This is a genomic window from Paenibacillus sp. FSL P4-0081 (genome assembly GCF_000758565.1).
In the GTDB taxonomy this organism is placed as follows: Bacteria; Bacillota; Bacilli; order Paenibacillales; family Paenibacillaceae; genus Paenibacillus_AQ; species Paenibacillus_AQ phytohabitans.
In genome coordinates this window covers 6426380-6438971 of the sequence record NZ_CP009280.1, presented here as the reverse complement: position 1 = coordinate 6438971, position 12592 = coordinate 6426380, and the positions used below count along the sequence as shown (strand labels likewise).

Below are 12592 nucleotides of genomic sequence, written 5' to 3'. Positions count from 1 at the left end.
TTTCTGGCTAGTAGTATCCAATCAGCTCTCGCCTTGGATATCACCAGGCTTTCGGCCTTTTTCCTTTTCCTGCAGTATTCTAAAAATTTCTCGCATTTCTTCCCGGCGTTCTTCGGGTGCAGATAGATAGTCACGGAAAAATATTCCATGTTCGGGATTGTTAATAAATTCTTCGTAAGTAAGTGATTTTTCTTCATTATCCTCACTTGAAGTATTGTCCTCTGGTGCGAAACCGGCCAACAGTAACAGTTCATTGATATTAGAACCTTCAAGTGCGTTAGCGATGTTGATAATTTTGTCTCTTGAGGCTTGATATCTATTATTTTCTATTGAACTGATGAAAGAATAACTGACCTTTGATTTCTTTTCGAGATCTCTTAAAGATAAATCGTTTTTTAAGCGAAGCTCTTTAATTTTCTTCCCAAGCAGAAGAGTGTTTTTCATTTATCATCACCTAATCAGATATTAAACGTTTTGTAATACAAAACACAACACATAACCAAAAGATGTTCTTAATTTCAAAACATGTGTTGACAAACAAAACACTTAGGATTATTATTTGTTTAGAAATACAAAACAGAGGGCGAGGTGATGCACATGAGTAAGGTATTAGGCAACAATATCGCGCTAATCCGTAAGGAATCGAAGATAACACAACAAGAACTAGCCGATTCTATAGGAATGGAGCGTACATCTTTGTCACAAATAGAGACTGGAGCATATAACCCTAGTGCTGAAACTATGAAAAAAATATCCGATGCTCTAAAGCGTCCGTTAGGAGATATTTTTTTTAATCCTGATGTGTTGAAATTCGAAACAAAATTACTTCCTCTAAGAATTGAACAATCATTAGCTAATGAGGTGGTCTGATCATGGCAAAGGCATTAAAAACACCTTTAACATTCGCAGAGGCTCTTCGCTTGGCTGCTGATTTGGCAGAACAGAATGAAAAGCTAGAACGGCAACTCGCAGAACTTCGGCTGAATGGGGAATATCCTGAAGTGCTTCGACCAGCACATATTCAGAAACTCCTTAGGCTCAGCCCTCCGAAGGTAAATGAGCTTACCAATCATCCGACATTCCCACACTTAAATCGCAACCGCCGAAAGGGCGAGGCCGTTACCGTCCTTAAATCTGATCTTTACCAATGGCTTAAGACCGAGAGATATGAGTAAGAAAAAGCCGCCGTACAATGCGGCGGCCGGGAATGGTGGGCAAGGGGAATTGCTTGCATTAATCATACATCACGCCTCTGTCCAAAAGCATTCCCTATATTTGGACAAATACAGGAGGAATTGATATGGCAATTGGACATTTTCCTGGAGCGCTAAAGGAAGTTATGCAGCGCAAGGGTGTGACGTTGGCTAAAGCTGGTCAAGCCGCACATGTAGACGGGTCACAGATCGGCAAAATTGTTAATGGTAGCCGCAAAGCATCCAAACAGGTGATGCAGGCAGCAGCGACTTATTATGATGATGCTCAATTATTATTGGCTGCGGCAGCTGAGGTAACCGGGGGCGCTTCGGTCCCCTGGCTCAATAACGCTGATCTTCATCCAAGTTCTACACATATCAAAACTATTGAAGAGATTCAGGAAGCTTTGCAGGCACTACTTACCCTACCGATCACGAAGAGCCTAGACCAATTAAAGGCCGGGGACAGGGATGTTATCAAAAACGGCATCATGGAACAGCTTGAGGCAATAACGGCACTAACTCATAATGCCGCCGCCCTGTGCCGCAAGTATGAATTTTCGTACATAGCGCTTTGGTCAGAGCATCGCGCCGAATTAAAGCTTAAAAATTACATGAAATGAGGTAGAGGGATGGAAAGAACAGCGTTGATTGCCGAAGCCATTGAGGCCGGGCAGATTGCGAAGCACAACTTGAAGGTAATTCAGAAAAATCCAGAGGCTGTAAAACATGGAGAATTTCAATCCATTGAAGATTATCTAATGATGGTCATTCGCGTAGCAGAAAATGAAAAAGCCCGCCTGGCAGGGCGGACTCCGTTGAGAACCCATCTAAAGAGCCTCGTTGTGTCCATTTTTACCGTAGATCGTGCCGAGCGCAAGGGGGACAAGGGATATGTCGGATTATGAACGTTATTATAACTCTTACTTTGAAATTTTTACGAGGGAAAAGGAGAGTCGTGAAGATTTATGGTATGCGTCTTGTTACTGCGGCAAGCTTTTGGCTTCTTTTCTCCGCAATATTTTAATTAAAAATTATGATTCTGAATCTGAAAAGTTCGAACAGATCAAGGCTTTGAATGATGCATATCAAAAAACATTCCCGCCTGATGAGGCCTGAGGGATACAGGCCGAAACCCCGCAAGGGGTCGCGGATATCCGCCGCAGCTGCATCGTGCAGCGTCGAACCTTAGAAGTAACCTTCCTCCGGTTTGGCGTTGCACGATGCAGCTGACGCAATAATCTTATGAAAGGGGAATGGCATTATGATACCTGAACATTTATTTCAGGATCGTTACTGGCGGGGGCTGCTTCATATTTTCACGAATCATAACAAGCTTAAGCAATTCTTATCCAATCCGGATTATTTTGATTTTGAAGAACTGTCTTTGCATGTAGAAGCTTTGTTGAAAGCATCGAAGGGTTGGAGTCCATGCGAAAAATTCATGTTGGAAGTTGCGCTACACCTTTTTAACGGCATCAACAAAATAGATCTTTCACAGGCTGACCGCTTAGACAACAAGAGCACTGAAATCCTGCGTGAAGCCTTGCTGCTTCGCCTTGATAGGTAAAGGGGCGCAATATGCTTGTATTCAAAGGTGACACGGTGCGGACAAGCTGCGGCCTGTATGGTGAGGTACTGGATACATGGGGCATCGCCCGCCCATGGGCAAAGCTCCGAAAGGAAGACGGAGAATTAGCATTCTTTCTCCGCACGGATGTAACGGAGATTGTGAAACGCCCGCCTGTAAAGAAGGGCAAACGATGATGATACAGCAGAGGTGAGCTTATGCCAGCAGATAGCTTTCCTTTTCCGATCTTCTCCGGGCTGTTTTCGCCGCAGCATTACAACAACATAGGCAGCGCGATATGGCTATTTGCTTGGTGCATCAGCTCCACGACTAAGGAAGTCGAAGAGGACGGAACTGTCTGGGGGCTTGTCCTCGGTGGGAAGCCGATGAAGCTATCTGAGATCGGCGGAAACTTTGGGGTTACCGACAAGAGCATCAGCAGATGGATAAGTGACCTGCAGGAGCACGGTTACCTCCATATCACCAGAGCGCCCCGGGGTTTGATCATAAGGGTTAGGAAATCCAAGAAAGACCTTCTGAAGCGATCAGATAAACGTGTTCCTACATTAAAAAGTGATCAGACAATTGTGTCCGATCAGAACGAAAGTGATCAGACAGGAATGTCCGATCAGGACGACAGAGATCAGACATATTTGTCCGTTCACACGGATGGTGATCAGACATTTCTGTCCGTTCAGTACGATAGTGATCAGACATATATGTCCGATCAAAGGCCGGGTTTAGGTAGTGATCAGACAAAAATGTCCGATGCAAAAGATATTACTATTACTACTACTATTACTAACTTAGAAAAAGAGTGGTGGGAAGAAGAACCAAACCAAACCCCGCCAGAAAATGACATGTTCGTCCTGATGAAAGCTTACTGCGTTTTACACGGCCGATCAGATATACATGTTTCCCCGAAAGAACGTGAAGCCATGGGTAAGATGGTCACCGGAGGGATTCCTATCCCTTTTACCATCCGAACTATGGAAACCATGTACAGGGAAAAACAGGCGCGTGAGGGCGAAGACTTTGAACAGGCTAATAGCTTCGCTTACTACACAGGCGGCATCAAGAAAGCCTGGAAGAATACCCAAACTGTCAGCAAGACGGACGGCAAGCCTGGTAGTCAGCCGGGAGCTAAGGCAGCTCCATCAGAGCCGCCGCGCAAAACGAAGCAGCAGCAGGAAATGGAAGACCTGCAACGTCGCATGAAGGAGGCCGAAGACCTTGAAAAGAGCGCAAGTGATACAACTCCTGATAGAACTCAAACGGGAGTATACGCACCAGATAGACACCAGCGACCAGGAAGTTACCCGGCTTTACGAAGCGCTGAAAGACTTCCCGTTTGATAAAGCCATCGAAAACGTCCGGCATCATATTTTAACAAATTCATGGGCACCCAAAATCGCCCAGATACGTGCTGGGCACGGTGATATGACTGAGGATATGCGAAGCAAAATAGAGGCCGCGCATGTACTGGCTGAGAGACAAAATAATCGCGCAGAAGTGGCGCTGCCGCCTGCGGGCTGGAAGGAGGCACTATATGCAAAGCTTGGAAGAGATTCGAGAATTACCGAATAGCCCGGCTGCGGAAGCTGCGGTTCTGGGGGCGGTCCTCATGGACAAAACGGGGGATGCGGTAGAGTTGGCGTCCGCTCTTCAGCCTGAATCATTCTTAAACCCTGTGCATCAGGAGATATTCCGGTCCATCGTCACTTTACATCGGGGCGGTGATCCTATTGAATTTCCGGCGATGGCGAATGAGTTGCAGAGCCGAAAGCAATTGGACAAGATTGGCGGGACAAGCTATTTACTCAAACTGGCTCATTCGGTGCCATCGGCGGCAGAGATTGGGTATTACATCGGTATTCTGGAGGACAAGCACACGCTGCGCAAGGCGATCTATGCCGCCGAACGCCAGATGCGGCAGGCGTATGAAAGCGACGACGCCGGACTCGTGGTTAGTACCATGCTCAACGAAGCGTCGGCCTTATCGGATCAGGCTTCATCCGACGATGATTTCCAGCCCATCAATAAGGTGATGATGCAGGTCATTGATACGACGGAGGAACGTTGTACAAACGTCAAAAATGGCATTACAACGGGACTTTATTCCGGGTACACCGATTTAGACGCTATGCTTGCAGGCTTCCAAAACGGCGATTTCATTGTTGTTGCAGCCCGTCCTTCTGTTGGGAAAACAGCATTCGCCCTGAACATCGCGCAGAATGTCGCAGTCCGAACGAAGAAGACGGTTGCTATCTTCAGCTTGGAAATGTCCGCGCCTCAACTTGTGCAGCGCATGATAAGCGCTGAGGGTAATCTGGATTCCAATGCCATGCGGACCGGGGAAATGAAAGGGCATGACTGGGACAAAATGGCTGGGGCTGTTTCCATTCTAGGTGGGGCAAACATCTTCATCGCTGATCCGGCTGTAATCACTGTTCAGGAGATACGCGCGCGCTGCCGTCGCCTAAAGAAGAGTCATGGCCTGGGTATGATAGTGATTGATTATCTGCAATTGATTCAAGGCCGGGGTAAGTCGGGGGAGAACCGTCAACAAGAGGTTTCCGAAATATCCCGTACCCTGAAGCAGATTGCTCGGGAACTTGACGTTCCTGTCATTGCTTTGTCCCAGCTCAGCCGGGGCGTTGAGCAGCGCCAGGACAAACGACCGATGATGAGCGATCTTCGGGAATCGGGAGCCATAGAACAGGATGCGGATGTTGTGGCGTTCCTTTACCGGGATGATTACTACAACCAGGATACAGAGAAAAAGAACATAATCGAAATTATCATTTCTAAGCAGCGTAATGGCCCGGTGGGTACGGTGGAACTAGTATTCCTGAAGCAATTCAATAAATTTGTTAATTATGAGAGGGTACATGCGGCGTCATGACCAAAGGAGGGAATCCAAGTGGACGGGTTGATTATTAAAGCGAAATGGGCGGACTTGATTCTATCTGGAGGAAAGACATGGGAAATAAGAGGCAGTCGGACGTCGAAGCGCGGGAGCATTGGAATTATTAAGAGTGGCACGGGCAAGGTGTTCGGTACGGTTGAGCTACTAGGATGCATTCCCCTTACAATGTTCGTCTGGGATGCCAACCAGGACAAGCACCTTGTTCCCTACGCAGATATCAATTATAAAACCCCGTATGCATGGGTAATGGGAAATCCGGTTATCTTCCCGGAACCGATTCCTTACATTCACCCGCAAGGCGCGGTCATTTGGGTCAAGCTGCCGGAGGGAGGCTGCTATGAGCATTCATCCGCAGGCGCTGAATATGATCAATATGGCATTGGGCAAGGTGGTCCGCAAGGGGAGAAAGGCTGAACGATTTCAATTGTATGTGTGGCCCTATTCCGAGTTGGCAAAGTACCAGACGATAAAAACGGCGTTTGGAGATATACGGATTCGCCCGGATGAATACCTGTCAAAAGGCTATTCCTACATCCGGGAAGATTGGGGCGGCGGGCAAATAGGTTTTGCCTGGGTCTGCTATCCAAAGACGGCGAACATATTTGAGAATAGAAAAGATCAGAAACATGCCTGATGAAGATTAGACTTATAAGGCGTATCAAGGGAGGTCATGGTTATGAATCTACCAGAAGAGATTGCTGGTTTAGTAGAATCTGGAGCAATTTTCTACTGTTCTCATTCAGGTGGTAAGGATTCGCAAGCAATGTATGCCTTGCTCCAGGGCTTCATTCCAAATGATCAATTGGTTGTGGTTCATGCAGACCTGGGTGAAGTTGAGTGGACGGGCGTTCAAAACCATATTACTTCTAATACCCGGCATCCTGTAAATGTAGTCAGAGCGATTAAGCATAACGGTGAGGTGAAGACGCTGCTTGGCATGGTTGAGGATCGGGGGAAATGGCCTTCTTCATCATGCAGACAGTGCACCAGTGACCTGAAACGCGGGCCGATATTTAAGTTTATCCGAAATGACCTTAAACAACGTGGTGCTTCCATAGCGGTGAATTGCATGGGCATCCGGGCAGAGGAGTCCTCAGCCAGAGCTAAGAAACAGCCGTTCCAATATAACGTTTCCGAGAGTTGCCGGAGCCGAGACGTATACAACTGGATGCCGATTTTTGATTTAACTACTGAGCAGGTATTTCAAGTAATTGGAGATGCTGGGCAGGAACCGTTCTGGGCATACGCTGACGGAAATGAGCGTCTGAGCTGTGTGTTCTGCATCATGGGTTCAGTCAATGACCTCCGACATGGAGCCATCTGCAACCCAGACTTATACCGCAGGTATGTTGATCTGGAGAAACAAATTGGACACACCATGTTTATGAAGGGGAAACAGCCGATCAGCCTGGAGGATCATATAGGGATCAAGATTGATTAGAGGAGATGTGTTTCATGGAAGAAGAGAAATGTCCACAATGTGGAAATGAAAACCTGAAGGTTTATGAGCAAATAGCAGTCGGAAGAATCAGATCTGTTAAAACTGGCAAGGTGCTGAAGATTGAAGGATTTCTTGAAACGACATGCTGGAACTATTTTTGTAAATGTGGCTGGGTCGGGGAGATTCTAACCACGTAATGCGCAGTACGAGAGTGTAGCGAAGGAGTGAACATTGGAATGCTGAAAGCCAAGAGGAAATATGTTCGTGTCTGCAAGCAATGTGGAGGTGCAAAAGAGTACATCCTGCTTCAGACGTTTCAAGGAAAAGAGTATGCTACACCTGTGCGCTGCACGTACTGTGATGATAATGGAAATAATTATGACAATCGCAAGGTAAATGCACAAAAAAAGACCCCTTAATCCTTGGCCGGTCCCGGGGGTCAATAAACGGTAAATTATACCTCAAACCCATTATAGCATAAAGGGGCGAGGGGAATGGCAATGGTATTGGAACAAGGGGAATTGTTTCCAAGTGCGACCGAATTTGATATCGAAATTACAAAAGTTTTGCTTCGCAAATATCCCAAAATGGCAATTACCGTCAATGGATTAAAGTTAAGAGGTTCGCTTTCCCCTAAAGAGAAATCTACACTTAAAAAGTGGGACCCCATAATTGAAAATATTGAGTTGGCGATTCATGCCATTTTGGACTTAGAAATTAAAGAGATCATGGAATACCGGTTCATTGACCGAAACCCACGTAAAGCAGCATTAATAAAATGGTCCATTTTCTCGGAGCGATCATTTGATAGGAAGATCCAGGAAGGGACAGAATCAGTAGCCGGTACCCTTAAAATGCTCGGCATTATCTAAAACGTGTCTGTAATCTGTCTGTAAAGCGTCTGTTTTAGGTCAGTTTAACGTCAGCAAAGCGTCTGTATTTTGGATTTACAGTAGGGACATAGGGAAGAAGTTATTCCCGGGTGTCCCTGCTACCCCTTACCCCAGCAGGACTCGGCCATGCTGAATCAGTGATGAAGCACCTTTGACAAGCGCAAGACGCAAAGGGAGTGGAGCTGTAGCACAAGTAGCAAGTAGGTGTTCGCGGCGGTATGGATGCGGGGAATGAGAGTTCATAATGCTCTCAACGCGCTCCACCCGGGCGCGATAGGCGCATAGGGGATATGTTACGGCATTGCCGTCCGTCACCATGCAAATACGGGATTATGTACAATGTGAACATTCGAAGTCGCCCTATTATAGGGCGGCTTTTTATATTGGGGGAAAAGCAATGAAAGAGATAAGGAGGCTTAGAGAACCGCCAGAACCGAAGCAGCCGGTTAATTGCAAGGGTTGTATCTGGGGGAAGTGGGAAGCAGCTGCTCAGTTCTGTTCCAAACCGTCAGGCTGTATTAAGGTGGACGGTGAGAGCAAATGAACTTTGTTCAGCCGATTCGCGATCAAGAGACGATTGATAATATTAAGGGATTCTTTCGGAAGGAATTTGGCAAACAGGGTGAACGAAATTGCATGATGTTTGTCTTGGGCATTAACACGGGGTTGCGGATTCAGGATATTTTGAAGTTCCGCAAACGGGATGTTATCGGGGATCAGATCGTTATGAACGAAATGAAGACCGGAAAGAGGAAGATTATTCAGATCAACCCAACCCTTAAGCGTGAACTTAAAAAGTATACGGCTGACATGGACATGGATGATTACTTGTTCCCTTCTCGGCAAGGTGGAAAGAATAGACCCATCAAGCGCGATATGGCGTACAAGATCATGCGGAAAGCGGCGGATGAATTTGACCTTGTGGACATCGGTACTCACACCTTACGGAAGACGTTCGGCTATCATATGTATCAAAAGACGAAGGACATTACACTTGTGAAACGTCTGCTGAACCATTCGAATGAGAGTATCACCATGGGTTACATTGGTATGGATCAAGATATGATGAACACGGCTATGAATCGTTTTGGCCTATAAGTTATTCATATTTAGCGAGTGTATAACTGATGCTGGAGAGGTGTTCATAAACCCTTATGTATCAAGGGATCGCAGCCGCCAATCGAGTTATGCAGAATAATAAGATATGAGGAACTGCCTTTTTATTCAAAGTATGCAGTTTTAGCCTCATTCGGTGGTTGTTATGAATTGAATAGCAGCAGAAAGAGCCCTTTTCTAATAAGGGTTATTTGGCGTTGCACGCTTAAAAAAGCCGATGAATATTTATACATTGACCATTTGGGGAGGTTGAATACATGCCGTGGTGGATTTATTGGCTGCTGTTCAACGCTTCTTTCGTGTTGATGATGTGGCAATCGAACAGGAAAGGGTGAAGACAATGTACCAAAAGACAGTTAAAACAATAGGAGCAGTTCACAAGACTATGGAGGCGCTGGACTCTCTGGATAAGGAGTACAACATCACCAAGACGATAAAACAGCCCGTGCCAAGGATTGGTGATAAGGACGGTATACGCCATCCTCCAGTAATAGAGTGGACAATAACAGAAGTAGACGAGCAGGAAGGCACGAAGAGTTACGGCGTTGGAGACCTGACCATTAACGTGAATATGGTCTCTAATATAGAGGACTTCTCCGAAAGGTTCACCAAGGAATTTGAGAAGGTGATAGCTGGCGTAGAGTCAATGATGAGCCGCCCACTCTCTGACTACGTATCTGTAGGGATAAGTGCAGGCGATGCCGAGCAGACCTAAACGCCCGTGTAATAAGGCCGGATGCCGTGAGCTGGTCAGCAACGGCGGTTATTGTGACAAGCATAGACAGCAGCGAGAGCAGCACAGAGGAACGTCAGCGAGTCGAGGCTATGGACACAAGTGGAAGAAGGAACGACTGGAGTACCTGAAGCTGCACCCGCTGTGCGTGGTCTGTAAGGCTTCAGGTGTGGCAGGGGCTGCTACTGTAGTGGATCATATCATTCCGCACAAGGGTGACGATAAGCTGTTCTGGCGTCGTAGTAACTGGCAGCCGCTTTGTGCTTCCCATCACAGCCAGAAGACGGCCAAAGAAGACGGCGGATTTGGAAATAAAATTGTTTTTTAATTTTTAAAATATTTTTTTTAAATTATTTTTAAAATATTTTCTTCTGAAAAATATTTTAGACCCGGGGGGCCCCCAAAAAAACTTTTTTTACCCCCCCTAAGAGACCGCATCGGACTCTCGTATTAATTTTTTTCGTTTTTTGAAACTTTTTAGAAATTGGAGGTGCGCCCTCATGGCAGGGAGAAACGCCAAGCCGGTTGCTCTGCACATTGCAGAGGGCAACCCTAATCGTTTGACCAAGGAGGAAATTAAACAGCGGACGGAGTCCGAATTGAAGCTTGGAAAAAATGATTTGAAAAAATTAAAAAAGCCAAAGTACATTTCTCAAGACAAAGTTGCGAATAAGCTTTGGGGCGAATTGATTAAAGAGTACCAAGAGTCCGCTAATCAGGGAGTTTCATTATTAAGCAGTACGGATGTGGGGACATTTGCTCTTTACTGTAAGACCTACAGCGAATATGAGAACCTTCTGGACCAATATCAAAAGCTGGAGAACATCGTCATTGACGAACACATCCTGGATGAATATATCGGAGAAGCGGAAGCGGCGCTGGACGTCAATTTAAAGGCGCTTCAATATCTTTCGCAATTAGCCAGCCTGGAAGGGATTCTGAAGGTGGAAACGGCCATCAATAAAAAGGTCGATATGCTGCTGAAATTGCAGGACCGGCTATTCCTTAATCCGCTGGCTAAGGTGAAGAACGTAACGATTCCCAAAAAAGAGGACAAGAAGTCCGCGATGGCTCAATTTATGAGCCGGAGAGCTGGCGGCAGCCATGGCACATGATAAACAGCGGGCGCTTGAACCCATTGAGTTCATTCAGATGCTGCATGCGGTTGATGATTTCTATGGACAGCCGTTTATCCTGCTGGACTGGCAGCATGAAATTCTGTGGAATGTGTATGGGACCGTAACGGAGCGGGGATACCGGCAATACAAATATGCTTATTTGGAAGTCCCGAAGAAAAACGGGAAAACCAGTCTGATTGCTGCCGTGGGTTTATATCATTTGGTTTGCGATCCGCCGGGCGGACAGATTTACTGCTGCGCGGCAGATAAGGAACAGGCGAAGCTCGTTTATAAAGCAGCTGCCGCTATGATTGAACAGGAGCCGGAATTTGAAGGCATCCTAAAGGTGCTAGACAGCTCCAAGGAAATTAAAAATCTGATTACTGGCACCGTCATGAAAGTGTTGTCGGCGGAAGCATACACCAAGCACGGCATTAACCCGACGGTTGTTATCTTCGATGAGCTTCACGCTCAGCCGAACCGTGATTTGTGGGATGTTATGACCTTTGGTTCAGGAGCTGCCCGTAAAGAACCGCTGTGGTGGGTGATTACCACGGCCGGTGACGATCCAGATCGGGGCTCTATCGGCTGGGAGCAGCATGAATATGCCAAGCAGATCCGTGACGGGGTGAAGATTGACCCATCATGGTATGTCAAAATATATGGCATACCGGAGGATGGAGAAGACGAAAACGGCCAGGAGATTGATATTTACGATGAAAATCTATGGTACCAGGTGAATCCAAGCCTTGGGCATACCATAGACATAGATGCTGTAAGGCAGGAGGCGCTAACCGCTCGGAACAAGGAGTCGGCGGAGCGCCTTTTTCGTTGGCTGCGACTCAATCAATGGATCAGCCTGAAGCGGACCGGCTGGCAGCCCCTGACCTTGTGGGACAAGACGGCGGGCAAGTGGGGATTATCGGAGCTGGTGGGCAAACGCTGCTATCCGGGCGTTGACTTATCCAGCACCACGGATATTACGGCTGCTTGCTACCTGTTTCCACCGCAGGAAGGAATTCCAGACTGGCGGGTGATTTTTGATGCCTGGATTCCGGAAGATAACATGCGGGAGCGGGTCAAGCGGGATAAGGTTCCATATGATCGCTGGGTTGATCAGAAATTTATGCTCACTACGCCCGGGGATGTGGTGGATTATGACTTTGTGGAAGCCCGGTTACTGGCATCCAACAAGCAGTATGACATCCACACGCTCGGAACGGACCCATGGAATAGCCGAATGCTAACTCAGCACTTAATGCGGGAAGGCATGGAGGTTGTAGAAATCGCCCAGGACATGAAGAACATGAGCCCGGCCATGAAGATGATTGAGCAGCTGATGAAGCGCGGACTGATGAGTCATGAAATCAATCCGGTTGCCCGCTGGTGCTGGGGGAATATCGTCGTTGCTGTGGATGGTAACGAGAACGTGAAGCCCATGAAAAATAAGTCGAAAGAACGCATTGATTTAATTGTCGCCATGATTAACGCCATGGCTACGGCCATGATGTTTGAAGAGATCAATCCTAACGTGGATGAGTTTGCCGAAGATGATTTCTTGAAAAAATTATGGGGCTGATGTTCCGAGGGGAGGGGGTG

At 46.8% G+C, this 12592-nt stretch carries 21 protein-coding genes; 20 read left to right on the top strand and 1 reads right to left on the bottom strand.

Going from position 1 to position 12592, the window contains the following annotated elements:
• Positions 1-21 precede the first annotated feature (21 nt).
• Positions 22-444, bottom strand: coding sequence for a helix-turn-helix domain-containing protein (locus P40081_RS36745; protein ID WP_052422045.1), 423 nt, complete (start codon positions 442-444; stop codon positions 22-24).
• 153 nt (positions 445-597) lie between these two features.
• Here P40081_RS36745 and P40081_RS27455 point away from each other — a divergent pair, with 153 nt between their 5' ends.
• From P40081_RS27455 to P40081_RS27360, 20 genes are all read left to right on the top strand, one after another.
• Positions 598-870, top strand: a complete 273-nt coding sequence (locus P40081_RS27455; RefSeq protein ID WP_144026080.1) for a helix-turn-helix transcriptional regulator — start codon at positions 598-600, stop codon at positions 868-870.
• Positions 871-872: 2 nt separating this feature from the next.
• Positions 873-1175, top strand: a complete 303-nt coding sequence (locus tag P40081_RS27450; RefSeq protein WP_042139361.1) for a hypothetical protein — start codon at positions 873-875, stop codon at positions 1173-1175.
• Between the two features lie 125 nt (positions 1176-1300).
• Positions 1301-1816 carry a helix-turn-helix transcriptional regulator gene (locus P40081_RS27445; protein WP_042139360.1) on the top strand — a complete coding sequence of 172 codons (516 nt, stop codon included), beginning with the start codon at positions 1301-1303 and terminating at the stop codon, positions 1814-1816.
• Positions 1817-1825: 9 nt separating this feature from the next.
• Positions 1826-2101, top strand: a complete 276-nt coding sequence (locus P40081_RS27440) for a hypothetical protein (protein WP_042139359.1) — start codon at positions 1826-1828, stop codon at positions 2099-2101.
• A complete protein-coding gene (locus tag P40081_RS27435) occupies positions 2088-2312 on the top strand; it encodes a hypothetical protein (protein WP_042132765.1) in 225 nt (74 codons plus the stop codon). The genes P40081_RS27440 and P40081_RS27435 overlap by 14 nt, the downstream gene beginning before the upstream one ends.
• A gap of 145 nt (positions 2313-2457) precedes the next feature.
• Positions 2458-2763 carry a hypothetical protein gene (locus tag P40081_RS27430; RefSeq protein ID WP_042139358.1) on the top strand — a complete coding sequence of 102 codons (306 nt, stop codon included), beginning with the start codon at positions 2458-2460 and terminating at the stop codon, positions 2761-2763.
• 11 nt (positions 2764-2774) lie between these two features.
• Positions 2775-2960 (top strand): hypothetical protein, encoded by a 186-nt coding sequence (locus P40081_RS27425; RefSeq protein ID WP_042139357.1) that lies wholly within the window; start codon positions 2775-2777, stop codon positions 2958-2960.
• A gap of 21 nt (positions 2961-2981) precedes the next feature.
• Entirely contained in the window at positions 2982-4118 is a 1137-nt protein-coding gene (locus P40081_RS36740) for a hypothetical protein (protein WP_052422043.1), read from the top strand.
• Between the two features lie 194 nt (positions 4119-4312).
• Positions 4313-5668: a replicative DNA helicase gene (gene dnaB / locus P40081_RS27415; protein WP_042139355.1), complete on the top strand. Its 1356-nt coding sequence runs from the start codon at positions 4313-4315 to the stop codon at positions 5666-5668.
• 18 nt (positions 5669-5686) lie between these two features.
• Complete coding sequence (locus tag P40081_RS27410; protein WP_081970167.1) at positions 5687-6106, top strand: ASCH domain-containing protein; 420 nt, start codon at positions 5687-5689, stop codon at positions 6104-6106.
• Positions 6030-6326 carry a hypothetical protein gene (locus P40081_RS27405; protein ID WP_156118715.1) on the top strand — a complete coding sequence of 99 codons (297 nt, stop codon included), beginning with the start codon at positions 6030-6032 and terminating at the stop codon, positions 6324-6326. The genes P40081_RS27410 and P40081_RS27405 overlap by 77 nt, the downstream gene beginning before the upstream one ends.
• Positions 6327-6368: 42 nt before the next feature.
• Positions 6369-7133 (top strand): phosphoadenosine phosphosulfate reductase domain-containing protein, encoded by a 765-nt coding sequence (locus P40081_RS27400; protein WP_052422042.1) that lies wholly within the window; start codon positions 6369-6371, stop codon positions 7131-7133.
• A 14-nt stretch (positions 7134-7147) separates the two neighbouring features.
• On the top strand, positions 7148-7330 hold the full coding sequence (locus P40081_RS27395) for a hypothetical protein (RefSeq protein ID WP_042139352.1): 183 nt from the start codon (positions 7148-7150) through the stop codon (positions 7328-7330).
• A 39-nt stretch (positions 7331-7369) separates the two neighbouring features.
• Positions 7370-7552, top strand: coding sequence for a hypothetical protein (locus P40081_RS27390; protein WP_042139351.1), 183 nt, complete (start codon positions 7370-7372; stop codon positions 7550-7552).
• A gap of 75 nt (positions 7553-7627) precedes the next feature.
• Positions 7628-8005 carry a hypothetical protein gene (locus P40081_RS27385; RefSeq protein WP_042139350.1) on the top strand — a complete coding sequence of 126 codons (378 nt, stop codon included), beginning with the start codon at positions 7628-7630 and terminating at the stop codon, positions 8003-8005.
• Positions 8006-8566: 561 nt separating this feature from the next.
• Positions 8567-9124 (top strand): site-specific integrase, encoded by a 558-nt coding sequence (locus tag P40081_RS27380; RefSeq protein ID WP_042139349.1) that lies wholly within the window; start codon positions 8567-8569, stop codon positions 9122-9124.
• A gap of 280 nt (positions 9125-9404) precedes the next feature.
• Entirely contained in the window at positions 9405-9857 is a 453-nt protein-coding gene (locus P40081_RS27375) for a hypothetical protein (protein ID WP_042139348.1), read from the top strand.
• Positions 9841-10203, top strand: a complete 363-nt coding sequence (locus tag P40081_RS27370) for an HNH endonuclease (RefSeq protein ID WP_042139347.1) — start codon at positions 9841-9843, stop codon at positions 10201-10203. The genes P40081_RS27375 and P40081_RS27370 overlap by 17 nt, the downstream gene beginning before the upstream one ends.
• 172 nt (positions 10204-10375) lie before the next feature.
• The gene (locus P40081_RS27365) at positions 10376-10990 is read left to right on the top strand and encodes a P27 family phage terminase small subunit (RefSeq protein ID WP_042139346.1); all 615 of its coding nucleotides are present in this window, start codon (positions 10376-10378) and stop codon (positions 10988-10990) included.
• The gene (locus P40081_RS27360) at positions 10980-12572 is read left to right on the top strand and encodes a terminase large subunit (protein WP_042139345.1); all 1593 of its coding nucleotides are present in this window, start codon (positions 10980-10982) and stop codon (positions 12570-12572) included. The genes P40081_RS27365 and P40081_RS27360 overlap by 11 nt, the downstream gene beginning before the upstream one ends.
• Positions 12573-12592 lie beyond the last annotated feature (20 nt).